The organism is Leifsonia soli (genome assembly GCF_013408745.1).
Lineage (GTDB): Bacteria > Actinomycetota > Actinomycetes > Actinomycetales > Microbacteriaceae > Leifsonia > Leifsonia soli.
Genome location: NZ_JACCBJ010000001.1, coordinates 800,198 through 820,463, shown reverse-complemented (window position 1 = coordinate 820,463; position 20,266 = coordinate 800,198). Strand labels below are relative to the sequence as shown.

Genomic DNA, 20,266 nt, shown 5'->3' with positions numbered 1-20,266 from the left:
GCCGTCAGGCCCGGGACGTCCGCGACTCGCGGCCTGCGGCGAAGCGGCTCAGCGCGCCGGTCGCCGCGAGGGCGCGGACCAGCAGCCACGATCCGAGACCGGCGAACACGATCCCCGAGATCGTCGTGGTGATCGCGTAGGTGATCGCGAACTCCGGCTTCGAGCCCGGGTACCAGTACAGCAGGTCGAGGATCGACTCGGCGATGCCGGCCCCGGCGCCCGCGAGCAGAGCGGGGACGAGGCGCCAGTTCGCGTAGAGGAACAGCGCGAACACGATCTCGGCGCCGAGCCCCTGCACCAGACCGGAGAGCAGGGTCGCGAAGCCCCACTGCGTGCCGATCAGCGCGGAGACGGTCGCGGCGACGACCTCGCCGAACAAGGCCGCCCCCGGCTTCCGGACGATGAGGGCGACGAGCACACCGGCGAACAGCCAGGGGCCGTTGAGGATGCCCTGGTACCCGGGCAGGGCGGCCCCGACGGGACCGGACATCGGGTTCTGGACGACACCCCAGACCCAGAAGACGACGCCGGACGCGACGGCGACGACGCTGGCGACGACGATGTCGACGACGCGCCAGCGGAGGACGCGCGACCGCGCGCCGGTGGACGAGGACGTGATGGTTGCATGCACTGGACGTGCCCTTTCATTCAGCGAAAACAGGGCACGGGATGTGAGATGGCCTCCCTGCGCTGGCATGACCCAGATCAGGTTCGACGGTCGAGACTTGGAGAAGTCTCCTCTCAGCCCGGCTCACCGGACTCCCGTGTTCGCCCCCATACTAGTCCGCCGGGGGCGCAGCGCTCGTCGCTACTTCTTGAGCGCGCGGATCACCCGCGACCAGGCGTGTCCGGCCACCCAGAGGAAGGGGATGCCGACGGCCAGCAGCGTGATCAGGTTGGGCCGGAAGCGGACCCCGGTCTCGTCGGAGACGTACGCGCCGAAGGGCACGGCCCAGCCACCGCCGCCACCGCCGCCCGGCGCGTCGTCGCCGCCATCGCCGACGTTGCCTGCGCCGAACCCGAACTGCACCGCCGCGACCGGGACGATGGTCGTCCCGTTGACGACGACCGGCTCGCCGTAGACCGATTTGATTCCGGAGGCACTGAGGGTCTCCGCGAGCTGGAGCGAGATGTTCGTCATGGTAGCCACCGTAGCCCCCGCCCTCCGGCGTTGCCAGGCCCGTTCAGTCGCTGACGTACCGGGGGTTCCGGCCGTCGCGCTCCTCCTCGTCCGCGTCGCGCGCGCGGCGCACCAGCGAGGCCGGGCCGATCATCCCGCGGCCGAACCGCGCGCTCACGGCGTCGAGGGTGCGCTCGGTCTCCCGCCACTCCTCGTCCGGATCCCACAGCGCGACGGCGTCGCCGCCCGCGTCGAGCAGCTGCTCGGCACGGACGCCGATGAGCCGGAGCGGGGTCTGCCGCACGTCGAGGTTCAGGGCGCCGAACACATCCCACGCCTCCTCGAACAACCGTCTGCCGACGTTGGTCGGCTCGGCGAGCGTCCGCGACCGGGTGATCGTGCGGAAGTCGGAGAACCGCACCTTGATCGACACCGTCCGGGCGATCATCGCGTGCGTGCGGAGGCGTTCGCCGACCCGGCCGGACAGGCGCAGGAACTCGCGGCGGAGCGTGTCGAGGTCGCCGACGTCCGTCCCGAAGGTGTTCTCGTGGCCGATGCTCTTCTCGCGCGACTCGGTGACGATGCGGCGCGCATCCCGCCCGTTCGCGAGGTCGTGGAGCTTTCGTCCGCCCGCATCGCCGACCGCCTTCTGCAGCACGTGCAGCGGGGCGTCCGCCAGGTCGCCCACCGTCAGCAGACCCATCCGTTCGAGCGACGCCTGCGTGCTCGCGCCGACACCCCAGAGCGCGCCGACCGGGAGCGGCCGGAGGAACGTGAGCGTCTCCGCGCGCGGGATGACCAGGAGGCCGTCCGGCTTCGCACGGCCCGAGGCGAGCTTCGCCATGAACTTGGTCGCGGCCACCCCGACCGAGCACGTCAGGCCGGTCTCCTCCCACACGCGCGAGCGGATCAGCTCCGCGATGCGGCGCGGGGAGCCGAGGAGGCGGCGCGCGCCGGACACGTCCAGGAACGCCTCGTCGATGCTGAGCGGCTCGACCAGCGGAGTGACCTCGCGGAAGATCTCCATCACCTTGGCCGAGTACTCGGTGTAGCGCTCGTAGTGCGGCGGCAGGATGATCGCGTTCGGGCACAGCCGCAGCGCCTGCGACATCGGCATCGCGCTGCGGACGCCGTACCGCCGCGCCTCGTAGGTCGCGCTCGTGACGACGCCACGGCCCCCGGCGTGCCCGACGATCGCCGGCTTGCCGCGCGCGTCGGGACGCTCCAGCAGCTCGACGGAGGCGAAGAACGCATCCATGTCGACATGCAGGATGGCGGACTCGGAGTCGTCGACGTCGGACGCGCTCACCTGGCGCTGGCTGCCATCCGCTCGTCCCACGACTCCAGCTTCTCACCCTCCGCCGACACCCGCGACGAACGGGGATACGTTGGGCACATGGAATTCAGGTACCTCGGCAACAGCGGACTCAAGATCTCCGAGATCATCTACGGCAACTGGCTCACCCACGGCTCGCAGGTGGAGAACGACACGGCGACCGAGTGCGTCCACGCCGCCCTCGACGCGGGCATCACCACGTTCGACACGGCGGACGCGTACGCCAACACGGTGGCGGAGCAGGTGCTCGGCGACGCCCTCAAGAACCAGCGGCGCGCCTCCCTCGAGATCTTCACCAAGGTGTACTGGCCGACCGGTCCGAAGGGCCACAACGATGTCGGGCTCTCGCGCAAGCACATCCTCGAGTCGATCGACGGGTCGCTGCAGCGCCTCGGAACCGACTACGTGGACCTGTACCAGGCGCACCGCTACGACCACGAGACCCCGCTCGAGGAGACGATGCAGGCGTTCGCCGACGTCGTCCGCTCCGGCAAGGCCCTCTACATCGGCGTCAGCGAGTGGACGGCCGACCAGCTGCGGGCGGGGCACGCGCTCGCGAAGGAGCTCAACGTCCAGCTGATCTCGAACCAGCCGCAGTATTCGATGCTGTGGAGGGTCATCGAGAAGCAGGTCGTCCCGACCTCGGGCGAGCTGGGGATCTCGCAGATCGTCTGGTCGCCCGTCGCCCAGGGCGTGCTCACCGGCAAGTACCGTCCCGGGCAGCAGGCGCCGGAGGGCAGCCGCGCGGCCGACACGAAGGGCGGCGCCGACGCCATCCGCGGCTTCCTGCGCGATGAGGTGCTGACCGCCGTCCAGGGGCTCCAGCCGATCGCGGACGAGCTCGGCATCACCATGGCGCAGCTCGCCGTCGCGTGGGTGCTGCAGAACCAGAACGTGTCCGGCGCGATCGTCGGGGCGTCGCGCCCGGAGCAGGTGCGGTCGAACGCCGCGGCCGCCGGCATCCGGCTCTCCGGCGACATCATGGGCCGGATCGACGAGGCCGTCGGGGACGTCGCCCAGACCGACCCGGCGCTCACCGCCTCCCCGGCCCGTCGCCCCGCCTGACCGCGCCCGCACCCCTCCCCCTCCCCCTCTGGCCGCCTGTCCGCCAGGCCGTCGAGTCGTGAGTCGTTGTCGGAATCCCCGCCGAGTGGTGACATGGTGTCGCGACTCGGCGGGGAGGGACGTCAGACGAGGGCGGCGACCAGGGGGCGCAGCCAGTCGCGGAACGCGACGGAGTCGTTCCGCAGCGACGCGCTGACCACCACGGTGTGCGGCCCGACGATCCACGTCCCCTTCTCGGCGAGCGGCAGCACGTCGATGTCGAGCCGGAAGTACCCGGCCTGGCGCCGCAGCTCGTGTTCGCGCTCCCGAACGACATCCACGATGTCGGCGGCGCGCCGGGCGTGGTGCTCCGCGCTGTCCGCCAGGTATTCGGCGTGCCGCGCCGTCGCCCAGCCTGCCGCCGCATCGAAGTGCGCGATCACCGCGTCCTGCAGCTCGATGACCCGGTCGAACGCCGCGAAGTGCGGGGGCCGCAGCAGCGGAGCCGTCAGGCGGCGGTGACGGTCGGCCGCGACCTCGAACCACGCCTCCCACTGCCGGGCCAGGGCCGCGATGCGGTCATCCCCCGGTCCCCCGGCGTCGGCCGCCGGCGCTGCGGGGCGTCCGGCAGGGCGAGCGGGGTGGATGACGGGAGCCGGCCGGGCGCGCTGGACGGGCGCGGACGTCCCCCGCCCGTCCGCCGCCTCCGTGCGCCGCGACTGGAGCACAGGGACCACCGCCGGTTCGACCCGCGGAAGCGCAGGCTCCACCCGGCCGTCGAGGCCGGCGAGCTCGCGCACGGCGAGGGCGACGAGCAGGTCCCACGGGCAGTCCTCCGTGACCTGCCATCGAAGGGTGCCCTCGACGAACATGCCGACATTGTAGGTTCGCGGCGCGCCGGGAGGTAGGGGGTGCCGAACCGGTTCAGCCGCGGGCCGGGACGGGCACGATCAACGGTCGTAGGGCTCTTCGGCGACCAGCAGCGACGCCGGGATGACCGCGGTCTCGTACGGCCCGCGTCCGTCGCGGCGGTGCTGGGGCTCGAAGAAGGACACCGTCCACGTCGTCAGCCCGTCCTGCGGACCGTAGACGTTGCGGAGGCCCCGGTCGCCCGGCGCGACGATCACGCCGGTCGGCTCGCCGACCCAGTCGTCCGACGTCGCCGGCTCGTGCTCCCGCACGTACACCTGGACGCCGACGCCGAGGCCGGGTCCCCGGCTCCCGGAGGTCTCCGCCCCCCTGCCTGCCGTCGATCGGTCACCGGATGCGCGTCTCCACATGCGGTCCATGCTGCCACCACGCGGCTGTGGGAGGCCTCAGCGCCGCCTCAGGGTCCGCACTGGATCGGCTCAGTGCGACGTCGTCGGCCGTGCGGACCCGCCAGTTCGCCGGGCCGGGTCGAGGAGGCGTCGCAGCGTCCACCGTTCTGCGACGGTCCAGGTGGTGGACGTGAGGATGTAGACGGCGGCCGCGAGCGGGACGAACGCCGCGAACACCACGGTCACGTACGGCAGGAACGAGAGCGCACGGAGCATCCCGGTCGGCGCCGTCGACCCCTCCGGCTGCGGCAGCGTCAGCACCCGACGGGAGACGGTGGTCACGATGGCGATCAGGGCGAGGACGCCCAGGTAGACGAGCATCGCGGGCCAGACGCCGGCCGAGGCTCCCGTCAGGCCGACGAAGCTGGTGCCGAGCGGCGCCCCGAAGGCGTGCTCGCCGAGCAGCGCGTTGGCGTGACCGGCGATGGTGGGATGCGTGAACACGGCGTAGAGCAGTGTCACGACGGGGATCTGGGCGAGCAGCGGCAGCATCCCGGCGAACGGCGACACCTGCTCCTCCCGGTACAGCTCCATCGTCTTCTGCGCGAGGGTCTCGCGGTCGCCCGCGTGGCGCCTCTGCAGCTCGGCGAGTCGGGGTGCGATGCGCCGCCGGTGGTACTCGGCGCGCACCTGGCTGACACCGACGGGGATGAGGACGACGCGGACGAGCAGCGTCAGGACGACGACGGCGACGAGACCGGCGGCCGTCCCGGCGATCGGTTCGACGGCGTCGGAGAGGGCGGTGACGAGGCCGTACGCCCCGTCGAGGAGGGCCGCGATCGGCGGCCAGGAGTAGAAGTCCATGATGGTGTGATCCCTGCGATTCGGACGGATGCGGACGCGTCTGGTCGCGCGGGCGCCTCCGTCCGCCGGGTGGCGGGATCCGGGGTGCGGCTACGCGACCGGCAGGGCGATGCCGGGCGCCCTGGGGCGCGGCCGGCCGTCGGCATCCGGAGCCGACTGGCTCTCGGCGAGCCACCCGGCGACCGGGAGGATCGGCCGGGACCACGCGGAGCGCACCCGCAGGGAGGCGGCGAGAGCCGCCACCGACCGCAGCGCCGCCGCGGCGACGACGGCCACGAGACCGAGAGCGCCGGCGACACCGGCCAGCGCTACGACTCCGGCCGGGCTGCCGCCGCCGACCACGCCGAGCACGGACGCGAGAGTGCGTCCGAGAAGCTCGAGCAGGGCGGTCATGGAGTCGACCGTAACAGAGCGCGTCCGGAACGCCGAGAGCGTTCGCGCGAGGCGGACGCGTGTCGCATCCCGTCGACACTCGGTGGAAGGATGGGGTCATGACTCGAGTCGCGATCATCGGAGCCCACGGAAAAGTCGCCCAGCAGCTCATGCGGGTGCTCTACGACCGCGGTGACGACTTCGTCGGCGTCGTCCGCAACGACGAGCACGCCGAGGACGTCTACCGGCTCGGTGGCCTCGGTGCCCTCGTCGACATCGAGAAGGCGGACGCCGACGCGCTCGCTGCGGCGATCAGCGGCTGCGACGCCGTCGTCTTCACCGCGGGCGCCGGTGCCGGCTCCGGCATCGAGCGGAAGCGCACCGTCGACTACGGCGGGTCGGTGAAGGCGCAGCAGGCGGCCGCAGCGGCCGGCATCCGCCGGTTCGTGCAGGTCTCGGCCTGGGGCGTCGACGCCCCGGTCGACGACGCCGACCCGGTGTGGAAGGCGTACGTCGAGGCCAAGCGCGACGCCGACGCCGCGCTCCGCGACTCCGGGCTCGACTGGACCATCCTCCGCCCCGGCGGGCTGACCACCGACGAGGGCACCGGGCGCATCACGCTCGGCGACAGCGTCCCGCGCGGCAGCATCGCCCGCGAGGATGTCGCCGCCCTCATCGCCGCCGTGCTCGACGAGCCGGGGTCGATCGGGCGCCAGTGGGAGGTCATCGGGGGCGACACCCCGATCGTGGACGCCGTGCGGGCGCAGGTCGCCTCCGCGTAGGCTTGCCGCCGTGACCACCGACAGCGCCACCAGCGACGGAGCCGCGACCGCGGGCGCCGACCACCCGCCGTACGACTCGAAGCCTTGGATCGCCGGCTACGCGCCGGGGGTTCCCGCCGAGGTGGAGGTGCCGTCCGGATCGCTGTCGCACCTCATCGACGAGTCGGTCAAGACGTACGGAAAACACGTCGCGCTCGAGTTCTTCGGCGCGACGACGACCTACGCCGAGCTGGGCGACCAGATCGAGCGCGCCGCAGAGGGGCTCAGGAAGCTCGGCGTCTCGAAGGGAGACCGGGTCGCCCTGGTGCTGCCGAACTGCCCCCAGCACGTCGCGGCGTTCTACGCCGTGCTGCGTCTGGGCGCGGTGGTGGTCGAGCACAACCCGCTGTACACGCCGCGCGAGCTCCGCCACCAGTTCGAGGACCACGGCGCGACCGTCGCGATCGTCTGGGACAAGGTGGCCGCCACCGTGCAGGACCTCCCGGCCGACCTCGGGGTCACCACGATCATCTCGGTCGACCTCACCCGCGCCATGCCGGCCGCCAAGCGGTTCGCCCTGCGGCTGCCTGTCCCGGCCGCGCGCACGGCGCGCGAGCAGCTGACCGCGAAGGCGTCGGGAACGATCGCCTGGGACTCCCTGGTCGCCTCCCGCCGCATCGCGAAGACCTCCCCGCGCCCGGAGAGCGACGACCTGGCGCTCATCCAGTACACGTCCGGCACCACGGGACTTCCGAAGGGCGCCATGCTCAGCCACGGCAACCTGAATGTGAACGCGGCGCAGTCCCGCGCCTGGGTGCCGACCATCGAGCGGGGCACGTCCGTCGTCTACGCGGTGCTCCCGCTGTTCCACGCCTACGGGCTCACGCTCTGCCTCACCTTCGCCATGAGCATGGGAGCACGCCTGGTGCTGTTCCCCAAGTTCGACCCCGACCTGGTGCTGGATGTGGTGAAGAAGCACCCCGCGACGTTCCTCCCCGCGGTCCCTCCGATCTACGAGCGGCTGGTGCAGGCGGCCGAGAAGCGGAAGGTGTCGCTCTCCGGCATCCAGATCGCCATCTCGGGCGCGATGAGCCTGCCGCAGGGCATCGTCGACCTCTGGGAGCACGAGACCGGCGGCTACCTCGTGGAGGGCTACGGCCTCTCGGAGTGCTCGCCCGTGCTCATGGCCAACCCGGTCGGAGCGACCAGGCGCGAGGGCACGGTGGGCCTGCCCCTGCCGAGCACCGAGCTGCGCGTCGCGGACCCGGACGACCCCTCGGTCGACCGGGCGTTCGGCGAGGAGGGCGAGCTGCTCGCCCGCGGTCCGCAGGTGTTCTCGGGCTACTGGCGGAAGCCCGACGAGACCGCGAAGGTCTTCTCGGACGACGGCTGGTTCCGCACCGGAGACATCGTGACGATGGATGAGGACGGCTTCGTCCGCATCGTCGACCGCATCAAGGAGCTCATCGTCACCGGTGGCTTCAATGTGTCGCCGACCGAGGTGGAGGACGCTCTGCGCTCCTTCCCGGGCGTCGCCGACGTGGCCGTGGTCGGCCTCCCCCACCGCCGCGGCGGCGAGGACGTGGTCGCCGCCGTCGTGATGGAGCCGGGCGCCTCCTTCGACGAGGAGGCCATCCGGGCGTTCGGCCGCGACTGCCTCACGCCGTACAAGGTGCCCAAGCACGTCGTGCAGGTGGACGAGCTGCCGCGCTCCATCGTCGGCAAGGTCATCCGCCGCAAGGTGCGCGACCAGCTGCTCGCCGCACGGCCTCAGTAGCAGGCGCGGGCCGGGTCAGTCGCCGATCGGGAAGACCAGCAGAGATCCGGTCGCCGTCGCGACCGTCTTTCCCGCAGCATCGGTGATCACACCGTCGGCGAAGGCGACGCGGTTGCCGGGCTTCGTCACGGTCGCGGTGCAGGTCAGCGGACCCGTCCCGGCGTGCACCGGGCGCAGGTAGTTGACGGTGATCTGGATGGACGTGTAGCCCTGCCCCTGCGGCAGTGTCGTCTGCACGGCGCACCCCAGAGCGGAGTCGAGCACCGTGCACACGAACCCGCCGTGGACCGTGCCGATCGGGTTGTAGTGCGACTCGTCGGGTTCGCACGTGAACGTGGCGGTGCCCGGGTCGGCGGCGACCAGCGTCATCCGCATCAGCTCGGTGATCGGAGGAGGCGGCAGCTCGCCGCGCAGCATCGACCGGAGGTACTCCAGGCCGGTCATCGTGGGCATCCGGGCGACGCCCGGTGCCGGGTCCTCCCAGTGGACGGTGCGGGTGCGGGTCTGGTCCGTGCCGGCGTCGTGCATGCCGTCATCCTCGCACGCGCGATGGTCCCCGGTCAGCGCTCGCTGGTCAGGCGCCCGCGAGCCGGGCGAGCCGCCGCCGAGCGGCGAGCTCGGCCTGCGTCTGCGGGCCCAGCAGCGTGCGCGCTCCGGCGAGCACGGCGGAGGTCGCTCCGTGCAGCGGCAGCACGCGTTCGGCCGCCGTGGCCGGCAACCCGAGCAGATCGCGGTGCCGCGGCTCCAGCGTCGACACCGCCGCGCGGAAGACGATGCGGTACGACGGCCGCAGCATCCGGCGCAGCGGCGCCCGCCGGATGAAGCGGACGATCTCCTCGACCTCCGGGCCGCCGCGCAGCTCCCCCGCATCGGTGACGGCGTCGATCTCGGCACGCAGCGCCGCGGCCGAACGCGGAGCGTCGGGTACCCCCATGAGCTCCGCCGCCGTCGCCCACTCGGCGACGTAGCCGTCGGCGCCACCGGGGATGGGCCCGCCCCAGTTCTCGTGCGCCGTCAGGAAGGCGTCGGTGAAGGCGAGATGGACCCAGCGGGCGAGGTCGGGGTCGTTGGCCGAGTACGGCCGTTCCACGCCGTGCCCGTCGACGTAGCTGCCGGTGACGCGACGGTGCAGGGAGCGGACCATCTCCGAGCCGGCGACCGCCTGCCCGCGGCTGCCGAAGGTGACGGTGTGGATCCACTGGATGGTGCCGGCCAGCCGGCCGAGCGGATCCTCCCGGTAGCGGGAGAAGTCGCGCACCCCGGCCAGCGCGCCCGGGTGCAGAGCCTGCAGCAGCAGGGCGCGGACACCCGCGACCAGCGTCGGCATTCCGCCGTGGACCGCCCACGCGGCGCTGCCCGGACCGAAGTAGCCCGCGTCCTCGCCGTCCTCCAGCCGCAGGATCCACGCGGGCACCTCGTCCGACCGCCCGGCGAGCGTCTCGATCAGACGGGAACGGACGGGCGCGAGCACCCGTTCGACGGCGGCTCCGGTCATGCGGGCCCGCTCATCCCGGGATCTCGAGGCCGAGGCCGTCGATCACCCGCGCCTCGGGTAGCTCGCCGAGCAGCCGGCCGGGGAGGAGGAGCTTCGAGCGTCGGACGCCGGAGCCGATGATCACGACGCCGTCGTCGATCACGCGGGCGTCGACGAGCACCGGCCAGCCGGCGGGCAGACCGATGGGCGTGATGCCGCCGTACTCCATGCCGGTCAGCTCGACGGCCCGCTCCATCGGCAGGAAGGATGCCTTGCGCACGTCGAGCAGGCGCTTGACCGTGTTGTTGACGTCCGCGCGGGTGGTGGAGAGCACGACGCACGCGGCGATCCGCTCGACGCCCTCGCGCTTGCCCGCGACCACGACGCAGTTGGCCAGATCCCCCGCATCCAGCCCGAACTCGTCGCGCGTCGCCGCGGTGTCGGACACGTCGGGGTCGATCTCGACGACGCCCACCTCGTCCAGCCAGCCGAGCGCGTCGAGCGCTGCGAGCGTCGGCGGCGCGAGCAGGTCGGTGCGGGAGGAAGCCGGTGCGGAGGTCAGACCGCCGAGAGTGAAGACGCCCATGCGCCTACTCTGCCCGCGCCGCCTGGGAGTCCGCAAACAGCTCGGGTCCGTCGCCGCCGCGGCCCAGCCGCTTGTACATGACGGTGGTGCCGTGCAGCACGCCCGACGGGCTGACGGCGAAATCCGGGATGCTGCCGGCCGCGTCCCAGCCCCACCGCCGGTACAGCCCCTCGGCCCGGCTGCCGGTCTCGGTGTCGAGCACGAGCAGGGTCAGCCCCGTTTCCACCGCGTGCCGTTCGAGCTCCTCCATCAGCGCGGGTGCGACGCCGCGCCCGCGGGCGGCGGGATGCACCATCAGCTTGACCACCTCGCCGCGGTGGGAGCCGTTCGGCTTCGGGGAGCGCACCAGGGTGATGGTGCCGATCGCACGGCCGTCCTCGCCGCGGGCGACCCAGCTGGCCGCGTCGGGGTCGGCGAACAGCGCCCGCCACCAGTCCGTGGCCTCCGCCGCCGACGGCGCCGTGATCCAGCCGACGCTCGCTCCGGCCGCCACCGTCGCCGCGAGCACGGAGGAGAGCGCGGCGGCGTCGGCCTCCGCGCTCTCCTCCGTCACACGCTCGACGAGGATGCTCCCCACGGGCGTGGGGCTACTCGGCGGCGTTCGCGCGTTCGAGCACCAGCTCGCGCACGCGCGCCGCGTCCGCCTGGCCGCGCATCGCCTTCATGACGGCGCCGATGACGGCGCCGGCGGCCTGCACCTTGCCGTCGCGGATCTTCGCCAGAACGTCCGGCTGTGCCGCCAGCGCGTCGTCGATGGCCGCGATCAGCGCGCCGTCGTCGGAGACCACCGCGAGCCCGCGGGCGTCGACGACCTCCTGGGGCCGTCCCTCCCCCGCGACGACGCCCTCGAGCACCTGACGCGCGAGGCGGTCGGTGAGCGTTCCCGCCTCGATCAGCGCGGCCAGCTCGGCGACGTTCTGCGGGCTGACCAGCGTGCCGGCGGGGACGTTCTGCGCGTTCGCAAGTCGTGCGATCTCGCCCGTCCACCACTTGCGCGCGGCGGAGGGGGTGGCGCCGGCGGCGATCGTGGCCTCGACCTCGTCGAGGAGGTCGGCGTTGGCGACGTCCTGGAACTCGAGCGCGGTGAAGCCCCACTCGGCGGTGAGGCGCTTCCGGCGCAGCGTCGGCTGCTCCGGGAGCGTTCCGCGGAGCTCCTCGATCCACTCGCTGCTCGGGGCGACCGGCACGAGGTCGGGCTCCGGGAAGTAGCGGTAGTCGTCCGCGTCCGACTTGGGGCGCCCGGCGCTCGTCGTGCCGGAGTCCTCGTGCCAGTGGCGCGTCTCCTGGACGATGGTGCCGCCCGCCTCGAGGATCGCGGCCTGTCGCTGGATCTCGTAGCGCACCGCGCGCTCGATCGAGCGCAGCGAGTTGACGTTCTTCGTCTCAGTGCGTGTGCCGAGCTCCGTCGACCCGCGGCGGCGCAGGGAGACGTTCGCGTCGCAGCGCACGTTCCCCTCCTCCATGCGGGCGTTGGAGACGCCGAGCGCCTTCACGATGTCGCGGATGGCGCGAACGTACGTCCGGCCGACCTCCGGTGCGTCCGCCTCGGCGCCCTCGATGATCTTGGTGACGATCTCGACAAGCGGAACGCCGCCGCGGTTGAAGTCGACGAGGGAGTAGTCCGCGCCCTGGATGCGGCCGGTCGCCCCGCCCACGTGGGTGAGCTTGCCCGCGTCCTCCTCCATGTGCGCGCGCTCGATCTCGATCGTGAGCTCGCGGCCGTTCTCCAGCTCGATGGTGATCGCGCCGTCGTGCGCGATCGGCTCGTCGTACTGCGAGGTCTGGAAGTTCTTGGCGAGGTCCGGGTAGAAGTAGTTCTTCCGGGCGAAGCGGCTCGACGCGGCGATGTCGCAGCCGAGCGCGAGACCCAGCCGGATGCTCGACTCGATCGCCTTCTCGTTCACCTGCGGCATTCCGCCCGGGAGCCCGAGGCAGGTGGGGCAGGTGTTCGTGTTCGCGCCGGAGCCGAACTCGTTGGCGCAGCCGCAGAACATCTTGGTCTTGGTGTTCAGCTCGACGTGGACCTCGAAGCCGAGAACGGGCTCGAACAGCTCCAGCGCCTTCTCGTAGTCCATCAGCTCCGCTGTGTGGGCAGTGGCGTTCGCCATCAGACGGCTCCCTCTTCGCTCGCGAACATCTCGGTGGCGGTCAGATCCGGCGCCTGGCTGAGCAGCGGGCCGCCCCACTTCTCTTCGAGGAGCTGCTCGAGCGCCGCTCCGATCGTGTAGAGCCGGGCGTCCGCGCGGGCCGGCGCCATCAGCTGGAGGCCGACCGGCAGGCCGTCCTCCGGCGCGAGGCCGATCGGGAGCCCCATCCCCGGCACCCCGGCCAGGTTCGCCGGGATCGTGGTGATGTCGTTCAGGTACATCGCCATCGGGTCGTCGATCTTCTCGCCCAGCTTGAACGCGGTGGTCGGCGCGCTCGGGCTGACCAGCACATCCACCCGCTCGAACGCGGCCGAGAAGTCGCGCTGGATGAGCGTGCGCACCTTCTGCGCGCTGCCGTAGTAGGCGTCGTAGTAGCCGGCGCTCAGGGCGTAGGTGCCCAGGATGATGCGGCGCTTGACCTCCGGGCCGAAGCCCGCGTCGCGCGTGGCGGCCATGACGCGCTCGACGGTCACGGGCGGGTCGGCGGGGTCGACGCGCAGACCGAAGCGCACCGAGTCGAAACGAGCGAGGTTGCTCGACGCCTCCGCGGGGAGGATCAGGTAGTACGCGGCGACCGCGTACTCGAAGCTCGGGGCGCTGACCTCGACGATCTCCGCCCCGGCGGACTCCAGCAGGGCGAGCGCCTCGTCGAAGCGCTGCTTGACGCCCGCCTGGAAACCGTCGCCGGCGATCTCGCGGATGACACCGACGCGCACGCCCTTCAGGGCGCCCTCCCGCCGGCCGGCGAGGGCGGCGTCCGCCATCGACGGCCAGGTGTCGGTGAGCGAGGTGGAGTCGAGCGGGTCGTGACCGGCGATGACGTCGTGCAGGAGGCCGGCGTCGAGCACGCTCCGCGACACCGGGCCCACCTGGTCGAGCGAGCTCGCCAGGGCGATCGCGCCGTACCGGCTGACACCGCCGTAGGTCGGCTTCACGCCGACCGAGCCGGTCACCGCGGCCGGCTGGCGGATCGAGCCGCCGGTGTCGGAGCCGAGTGCGAGCGGCGCCTCGAAGGCCGAGACGGCCGCGGCGGAGCCTCCGCCCGATCCGCCCGGGATGCGCTCCAGGTCCCACGGGTTGCGGGTCGGGCCGTACGCCGAGTGCTCGGTGGAGGAGCCCATGGCGAACTCGTCCATGTTCGTCTTGCCGAGCGGAACGAGGTCGGCCTCGCGGAGGCGGCGGACCACGGTCGCGTCGTAGGGCGGGATCCAGCCCTCGAGGATCTTGGAGCCGGAGGTGGACGGCATGTCCTCGGTCGCGAGGACGTCCTTGATCGCGATGGGGACCCCGGCGAGCGGTCCGAGCGGGTCGCCGGCAGCGCGGCGGCCGTCGATCTCGGCGGCCGTGCGGATGGCTTTCTCGGCGGCGACGTGGAGGAACGCGTGCACGTCGGTGTCGACGGACTCGATGCGGTCGAGGTGGGCGCGGACGGCCTCGACGGACGAGACCTCTCCCGCGGCGAGCTTCTCGGCGAGGGCGGAGGCGGAGAGCCTGATCAGATCGGTCATGTCGTCCTACTCCTCGTCCAGGATGGTGGGCACCTTGAAGCGGTCGCCCTCGCGCTCCGGAGCACCGGACAGCGCCTGCTCGACGGTCAGCGACGGCCGCACCTCGTCCCGGCGGAACACGTTGGTGAGCGGGAGCGGGTGGCTGGTCGCCGGCACATCCGGCCCGGCCACCTCCTGCACCTTCGCGACGGACTCGACGATCTGGCCGAGCTCCTTCGTGAGGCTCTCGAGCTCTTCCGGGCTGAGGTCGATCCTGGCGAGGTTGGCCAGGTGCGCGACCTGCTCTGCGCTGATCTCGCTTGCGCTGGTTTCAGACAAGGGTGCGTCTCCGTGGATTCGGTGGTGGGTGACGGGAGCTGGTGTCGCAACCCGCCCTCTCGATTCTAGGGCGAGCCGAACAGCCCGCGCCCCAGCCCGTCGACCGCGTGGTACGCCTCCTTGTAGGTGCGCGGCACCGCCGCGCCGGGCGCGCCGTAGCGCGCCATCAGCAGACCGACGAGACCGACGCCGGGCGGGCTCAGCGGGCGGTCCTCGTCCTGCGGCGCAGGCGCATCCGATTCCGGGTTCGCGGGGAGGTACTGCGGATGCGTGTCCGGCCACGTCCCCGGCTGCCGCGGGGAGGTGCGGTTGATCGCGTTGTCGATCGTGCGGGCGCCGCGGTCGCGCGCCGTGAGGTGCTTCATCCCGAACTTCTTGCAGAGCGTGGCGACGACCGCGGAATGGTGCATCTCCTCGTGGATGATCGTGTTGCGCTCGGTGTAGGCGGAGATCGCGATGGCGGGGACCCGCACGCCGAGGCGGTCGAACCCGAAGCCGTTCTCGCCGGGGCCGCTGTCGTCGGGCGGGGTCGCAGGGCCGGGCGGAACGTGGTCGTAGGTGCCGCCGTGCTCGTCGAACGTCACCAGCAGCATGGTGTTGAGCGCGTTCGAGCCCTTCGCGCTGCGCGCAGAGCGGATGGCCGAGTACACGCGGTGCAGCAGCAGGTCGCCCGCGCGCACGTCGGAGATCGCGCCGCCGACGATGACCTCGCCGGCGACGTCCTCCCCCGTCATCGGACCGCCCGGCGGGTGCATGTCGTTGTGGTCGTAGAGCAGCCGGGGCTCGACGAACGCGTAATCCGGCAGGGTGCCCTCGGCCGCATCCGCGTAGAACTGCGACATCGTGCGGAAGTGGGTCTTCCAGTACGGCTCGAGCGCCGGCGCGTGGATGAAGCCGGTCAGCGAGATCAGCTGCCGGTCGTCGAAGTAGACCCGCCAGCTGCGGCCCGCCTCCTCCAGCCGGTTGAAGATGGTCGGGGTGTCGTTCTTCGGGTCGAACCACTTGCGGAGGCCCTCGGCTCCCCCGTTGTCGACGTAGCCGTGCGAGGTGGAGGCGTGGAAGAACGAGCGGTTGCAGAATGTCTGCGACGGCACGGCGCAGTGCCAGTCGTCGTAGACGGCGAACTGCCGGGCGAGGGTGGAGAAGACCGGAAGCATGTCGGGCGAGAAGCCGCCCATCACCCGGCGGTAGTCGTCCACGCCCGGCTCGCGGCCGGTGTCCTTGCGGAGCACGCCCTGATAGTCGCGGACGAAACCGCGCATGGTCGGCCGGGCCCCCGGCTTCGGCGCGTTGTACGGCGGCTGCATCTCGCGCAGGCGCGCATCCGCGTTCGACGGCGGATCGATCACCTCGTACAGCTGGGTGTTGACGTGCGGATAGACCTCGCCCGGGTCGGGCGACGGCTGCCGCATCACGAAGTCGGTGGTGCCCTGGTAGATGTGCGCGGGGATGTCCGGGCCGCCCGCGGGGTCGGGATTGCTGTAGTCGCCGAATGCCAGCCCCTCGAACCGCTTGCCCTCCGGCAGGGTCTCCTCGTCGTAGAGGTGACCGAGCAGGTTGTCGAACGAGCGGTTCTCGTACATGAGCACGACCAGGTGGTCGAACCCCGGCCCTCCGCCTCGCGGGGGAAGCGGCGGGTACTCCTCGCCCGACTCGTCCGCGGTCGGGGAGGTCTGCCCGGCGGCCACGCCGAACGCCGCACCAGCCGCGCCGCCTGCCGCACCCCCGGCGACAGCACCGGCGGCGACCAGCCCGGCGCCCTTCAGGAACGCGCGCCTGCTGGAGCCGCGGGGCTCGGGGCGGGAGGGGTCGTCATCCGGTCGCATCCCATCCATTATGTGCTGCCCCGCCGACACACGCGCGGAGGCTCGGGATGCCTTCAGTGCGACGACGTGCTGGCGGCGCTCGTGCCCGAGATGACCAGGTCGCCGCGGTCGATGCCGATCATGGCGAGGTTCCTCATGCACTCGGTCCCCGCGGTGAAGTACGCATTGTGGCCCGACGAGCCGGCGAGCGACGCGTGCGTCAGCGGATCGACCGCGCCATCCACCCCCATCGGCTTCGCGCCGTACCCGGGCGAGCCGGGGTCGCTGCCGAAGAAGGCGCTGTTGACGATCGGGTCCATCGGCGCCTCTCCGACGAACACGTTCCCGTCGCTCACCGCGAGTCCGGCGACCGACTGCGCCGCGCTGCCCGGCGATCCCATCAGAGCCAGCGCGTCCACCGTCACCGTGTGCCGCTCGAGCGCCATGAGCGCGGCCGTGGAGCCGTAGGAGTGCGCGAACACGCTCAGGTAGGGCTGGTCGGCTCCGCGCAGCGCCCGGATGCCCTCCAGCGTGCGCTCCAGGCTGTCCGCCCCCTGCTCCGCCAGGGCCGTCCCGCCGATGTTGGTGAGCACCGGCGTCTGGTAGCCGATCCAGGCGACGACCGCGACGCCCGGGGCTCCCCCGTGGCCGCGCGGGCCGAGGATGCGGCGGAGGAAACCGGTCTGCAGGTCGTACTGCTCCTGCGCGACCTTCGCCCACGCCTCGATCTGCTCCCCGACGGACATGTACATGCCCGGGACCAGCACGCTCACGTAGTCCGCCGTGCGGATATCGCCGACAACGATCGCCGCCTTGGCGTCCGCCGACGGGTCGAGGGTCACCAGCGTCCTCGCGACCCCGTCGTGCTTCGCGAGAGCGGTGGAGACGTTGTGCAGGGTCTTGAGCTGCCGCTGCAGCGCGACCCGCTCCGCGCGCCCGTGCTCGGTCTTGAGCGTTCGGGTGACGCTGGCGATGGTCTGCTTGAGGTCGAGGCTGTTGGCACGGCCGCGCACGTCGTAGGGCACGCCCTCCAGATTGCCGATGACGTGCGGGGCGGCCTGGATGAGCGCCTTCTGCTTGTCGGGGTCGATGAGGTTCCACAGCCGACTCACATCCACGGCGGCCGGTGCGTCGAGGAGGAGCGCGTCGAGCTTGGCGCGGTTGGCGTCGAGGAACGACGGGAGCGCCGATGCGTCCACGCTCGCGATGGCGCCGAGCAGCGCCGTCGACGCGGAGCGCGCCGCAGGTCCGGCGGGGACGTCCGAGACGGGGCCGGAGGCCGAGGCGCCGGGCACCGGGACGGAAGCGTAGGACACCGCCGCGATCGGCGCAGCGGGGGCGTCGGCAGGCAGCACAAAGGCCCCGGTCAGTCCGGAGACCGCCGAGGTGACAGTGAGAACAGCTGCAAAGCCGACCAGCACTCCGTCCGGGTCCCTCCGAGAGCGAGCGAGCTAAGCCCTTGCATGTGCGTCCGGGGGGAGCGCACGCTTCGACTCTACCCGTGAACGGGTGGCCGACGGCGAGCCGTTCTACCCCCGATTCAGGGGGAGAATTCATCGCCTGTCCGCGAGAAGGAGGACCGGAATCCTCAGGAATCGAGCGCTGCGGGGCCCTCTTCCACCAACGTCTTGAACTGGGCGGCATCGATGATGCGCACGCCGAGCTCCTCCGCCTTCGCGAGCTTCGACCCGGCGCCCGGCCCCGCCGCGACGAAATCGGTCTTCTTCGAGACGCTGGATGCGGCCTTCCCGCCCGCGGCGATGATCGCCTCCTGCGCACCCTCGCGCGTGAATCCCTCGAGCGAGCCGGTGGCGACGACGGTGAGGCCGGCGAGCACGCCGCCCGCCTCATCCGCCCGCCCGGGGCCCGGGTGCCCCGGGGTGGCGAACTGCACGCCGTCCGCGGCCCACTTCTCGATGATCTCGCGGTGCCAGTCCACCTCGAACCACGCCAGCACGGCGTCCGCGATGATGCCGCCGACGCCGTCGACGGCAGCGAGCTCGTCGCGCGATGCCGAGCGGATCGCGTCGAGCGACCCGAAGTGGTTCGCCAGCGCACGGGCGGCGACCGGGCCGACATGGCGGATGTTCAGGGCGACCAGGATGCGCCAGAGCGGCTTCTCGCGCGCCGCAGCCAGGTTGGCGAGCAGCTCGATCGCGTTCTTCGACGGCACATGCAGCTCGTCGCCCGAGAACTCCTCCGTGGCGGGGTCGAACGGGCCGTCCTTCTTCTGGCGGCGACGGCGGAACGGAGTGTCTACCTTCTCCTCCCCCGCGTCGGTCAGTTTCGGCAGTCCGGTCTCCGAATCCCGCACCACGACCTCGATCGGGAACAGGTCGGCGAGGGTCAGCCCGAACAGCCCGGCCTCGGTCGGGAGCGGCGGCTCCGCGGGGAAGCGCGGCTGCGTCAGCGCGGCGGCCGCGACCTCGCCGAGCGCCTCGATGTCGAGGGCTCCGCGCGAGCCGATGTGCTCGACCCGGCCGCGCACCTGGGCCGGGCAGAACTCGGCATTGGGGCAGCGGAGGTCGATGTCGCCCTCCTTCGCGGGCGCCAGCCGGGTGCCGCACTCGGGGCAGTTCTCGGGCATGACGAACTCGCGCTCGGTGCCGTCGCGCAGCTCGACCACCGGGCCGAGGACCTCGGGGATGACGTCCCCCGCCTTGCGCAGCACGACGGTGTCGCCGATGAGCACGCCCTTCGCCTTGACGACCTCCTGGTTGTGGAGGGTGGCCTGACGCACCTCGGAGCCGGCGACGCGCACCTTCTCCATGACCGCGAACGGGGTCGCCCGGCCGGTGCGGCCCACGCTGACGACGATGTCGAGCAGCTTGGTGTTCACCTGCTCCGGCGGGTACTTGTAGGCGATGGCCCAGCGGGGCGCTCGGCTGGTGGCGCCCAGCTCGTCGTGCAGGGCCAGCTCGTCCACCTTGATGACGATGCCGTCGATCTCGTGCTCGACCGCACCGCGGTGCTGGCCGTAGTACTCGATGAACTCGTCGACCTTCGCGGCGTCGTCGACGACCCGGAAGTGCGTCGAGGTCGGGAGGCCCCAGCCCTTGAGCAGGTCGTACACCTTCGACTGCGCGTCGACCGGCGGGTTGTGCCACGCGCCGATGCCGTGGACGAGCATGTGGAGCCGGCGCAGGCGGTCGCGCATGAGCTCGAGCTGTGCCGGGTTCTTGCCCTCGGCCTTCTGCCGGAGCGACCCGCTCGCCGCGTTGCGGGCATTGGCGAAGACGCGCTCGCCCGCCTCCTGCTGGTGCGCGTTGAGCTCCTCGAACTCGGCGACGGGGAAGAACACCTCGCCGCGCACCTCCACGAGCGCCGGCGGCTCGTCGGTCGCGAGCCGGGCGGGGATGGCGGGGATCCAGCGGATGTTCTCCGTCACGTCCTCGCCGACGACGCCGTCGCCGCGGGTCGCCGCCGAGACGAGCACGCCGTTCTCGTAGCGCAGGTTGATCGCCAGGCCGTCGATCTTCAGCTCGCACAGGTAGTCGACGCGCCGGCCGGCGTCGCGCTCGACCTTCGCGGCCCAGGCCTCGAACTCCTCCAGGGAGAAGACGTTGTCGAGGCTCAGCATCCGCTCGGCGTGCTGCACCGGCGCGAACAGGGTGGTCTGGGCGCGGCCGCCGACGGTCTGCGTCGGGCTGTCCTGCGACTGGAGCTCCGGATGGAGCCGCTCGAGCTCCTCCAGCCGCCGCATCATGCGGTCGTACTCCTCGTCGCTGACGAGCACCGTGTCGCGCTCGTAGTACGCGTCGCGCAACTCCAGGATGCGCGTCGTCAGCTGCTGCGCCTCGGCCCGCGCTTCCGCGGGCTGGTCGTCGGTCGTCGTCTCGATCGCCACCCCACCAGCTTATTCGCGACCCCCGACGCCGCGGCCCGCTTCCCTCGT

The 20,266-nt window shown here is 72.0% G+C and carries 20 protein-coding genes and 1 riboswitch; of the genes, 3 read left to right on the top strand and 17 right to left on the bottom strand.

Features of this window, described 5'->3' with window-relative positions:
- Positions 1-4: 4 nt before the first annotated feature.
- The 3 genes from BJ963_RS03975 to dinB all read right to left on the bottom strand — a co-directional run bounded on the left by BJ963_RS03975 (position 5) and on the right by dinB (position 2,459).
- Positions 5-631 (bottom strand): ECF transporter S component, encoded by a 627-nt coding sequence (locus tag BJ963_RS03975; protein WP_179454780.1) that lies wholly within the window; start codon positions 629-631, stop codon positions 5-7.
- 34 nt (positions 632-665) lie between these two features.
- Positions 666-776, bottom strand: a riboswitch (TPP riboswitch).
- A 32-nt stretch (positions 777-808) separates the two neighbouring features.
- Positions 809-1,141: a spore germination protein GerW family protein gene (locus BJ963_RS03970; RefSeq protein ID WP_179454778.1), complete on the bottom strand. Its 333-nt coding sequence runs from the start codon at positions 1,139-1,141 to the stop codon at positions 809-811.
- A 43-nt stretch (positions 1,142-1,184) separates the two neighbouring features.
- On the bottom strand, positions 1,185-2,459 hold the full coding sequence (gene dinB / locus BJ963_RS03965) for a DNA polymerase IV (RefSeq protein ID WP_343037225.1): 1,275 nt from the start codon (positions 2,457-2,459) through the stop codon (positions 1,185-1,187).
- Positions 2,460-2,516: 57 nt separating this feature from the next.
- Here dinB and BJ963_RS03960 point away from each other — a divergent pair, with 57 nt between their 5' ends.
- Positions 2,517-3,521, top strand: coding sequence for an aldo/keto reductase family protein (locus BJ963_RS03960; RefSeq protein WP_179454776.1), 1,005 nt, complete (start codon positions 2,517-2,519; stop codon positions 3,519-3,521).
- Positions 3,522-3,643: 122 nt separating this feature from the next.
- Here BJ963_RS03960 and BJ963_RS03955 read toward each other — a convergent pair whose 3' ends face one another.
- From BJ963_RS03955 to BJ963_RS03940, 4 genes are all read right to left on the bottom strand, one after another.
- A complete protein-coding gene (locus BJ963_RS03955; protein ID WP_179454774.1) occupies positions 3,644-4,372 on the bottom strand; it encodes a hypothetical protein in 729 nt (242 codons plus the stop codon).
- Between the two features lie 78 nt (positions 4,373-4,450).
- Positions 4,451-4,780: a hypothetical protein gene (locus tag BJ963_RS03950; RefSeq protein WP_246297985.1), complete on the bottom strand. Its 330-nt coding sequence runs from the start codon at positions 4,778-4,780 to the stop codon at positions 4,451-4,453.
- Between the two features lie 69 nt (positions 4,781-4,849).
- Positions 4,850-5,623, bottom strand: a complete 774-nt coding sequence (locus BJ963_RS03945; RefSeq protein ID WP_179454770.1) for a YidC/Oxa1 family membrane protein insertase — start codon at positions 5,621-5,623, stop codon at positions 4,850-4,852.
- 90 nt (positions 5,624-5,713) lie between these two features.
- The gene (locus tag BJ963_RS03940; RefSeq protein WP_089911599.1) at positions 5,714-6,016 is read right to left on the bottom strand and encodes a DUF6412 domain-containing protein; all 303 of its coding nucleotides are present in this window, start codon (positions 6,014-6,016) and stop codon (positions 5,714-5,716) included.
- 98 nt (positions 6,017-6,114) lie between these two features.
- Here BJ963_RS03940 and BJ963_RS03935 point away from each other — a divergent pair, with 98 nt between their 5' ends.
- Positions 6,115-6,777: an SDR family oxidoreductase gene (locus BJ963_RS03935; protein ID WP_089911601.1), complete on the top strand. Its 663-nt coding sequence runs from the start codon at positions 6,115-6,117 to the stop codon at positions 6,775-6,777.
- 10 nt (positions 6,778-6,787) lie between these two features.
- Complete coding sequence (locus tag BJ963_RS03930) at positions 6,788-8,533, top strand: long-chain-fatty-acid--CoA ligase (protein ID WP_179454768.1); 1,746 nt, start codon at positions 6,788-6,790, stop codon at positions 8,531-8,533.
- A gap of 15 nt (positions 8,534-8,548) precedes the next feature.
- On the opposite strand, the gene BJ963_RS03925 is transcribed toward BJ963_RS03930, so the two are convergent.
- The 10 genes from BJ963_RS03925 to ligA form a co-directional block, all read right to left on the bottom strand.
- Positions 8,549-9,061, bottom strand: coding sequence for a PaaI family thioesterase (locus BJ963_RS03925; protein ID WP_089911609.1), 513 nt, complete (start codon positions 9,059-9,061; stop codon positions 8,549-8,551).
- A 46-nt stretch (positions 9,062-9,107) separates the two neighbouring features.
- Entirely contained in the window at positions 9,108-10,028 is a 921-nt protein-coding gene (locus BJ963_RS03920) for an oxygenase MpaB family protein (RefSeq protein ID WP_179454766.1), read from the bottom strand.
- Positions 10,029-10,038: 10 nt separating this feature from the next.
- Positions 10,039-10,593, bottom strand: coding sequence for a YbaK/EbsC family protein (locus BJ963_RS03915; protein WP_179454764.1), 555 nt, complete (start codon positions 10,591-10,593; stop codon positions 10,039-10,041).
- A 4-nt stretch (positions 10,594-10,597) separates the two neighbouring features.
- Positions 10,598-11,170: a GNAT family N-acetyltransferase gene (locus tag BJ963_RS03910; protein WP_179454762.1), complete on the bottom strand. Its 573-nt coding sequence runs from the start codon at positions 11,168-11,170 to the stop codon at positions 10,598-10,600.
- A 10-nt stretch (positions 11,171-11,180) separates the two neighbouring features.
- Positions 11,181-12,701, bottom strand: a complete 1,521-nt coding sequence (gatB, locus tag BJ963_RS03905) for an Asp-tRNA(Asn)/Glu-tRNA(Gln) amidotransferase subunit GatB (RefSeq protein ID WP_179454760.1) — start codon at positions 12,699-12,701, stop codon at positions 11,181-11,183.
- Complete coding sequence (gene gatA, locus BJ963_RS03900; RefSeq protein WP_179454758.1) at positions 12,701-14,248, bottom strand: Asp-tRNA(Asn)/Glu-tRNA(Gln) amidotransferase subunit GatA; 1,548 nt, start codon at positions 14,246-14,248, stop codon at positions 12,701-12,703. The genes gatB and gatA overlap by 1 nt, the downstream gene beginning before the upstream one ends.
- 6 nt (positions 14,249-14,254) lie before the next feature.
- Positions 14,255-14,566 carry an Asp-tRNA(Asn)/Glu-tRNA(Gln) amidotransferase subunit GatC gene (gene gatC, locus BJ963_RS03895; protein ID WP_089911626.1) on the bottom strand — a complete coding sequence of 104 codons (312 nt, stop codon included), beginning with the start codon at positions 14,564-14,566 and terminating at the stop codon, positions 14,255-14,257.
- A 65-nt stretch (positions 14,567-14,631) separates the two neighbouring features.
- Complete coding sequence (locus tag BJ963_RS03890) at positions 14,632-16,392, bottom strand: alkaline phosphatase family protein (protein ID WP_179454756.1); 1,761 nt, start codon at positions 16,390-16,392, stop codon at positions 14,632-14,634.
- Positions 16,393-16,445: 53 nt separating this feature from the next.
- A complete protein-coding gene (locus tag BJ963_RS03885) occupies positions 16,446-17,666 on the bottom strand; it encodes an alpha/beta hydrolase (RefSeq protein ID WP_343037224.1) in 1,221 nt (406 codons plus the stop codon).
- A gap of 293 nt (positions 17,667-17,959) precedes the next feature.
- Positions 17,960-20,218, bottom strand: coding sequence for an NAD-dependent DNA ligase LigA (gene ligA, locus BJ963_RS03880; RefSeq protein ID WP_179454752.1), 2,259 nt, complete (start codon positions 20,216-20,218; stop codon positions 17,960-17,962).
- Positions 20,219-20,266: the final 48 nt, after the last annotated feature.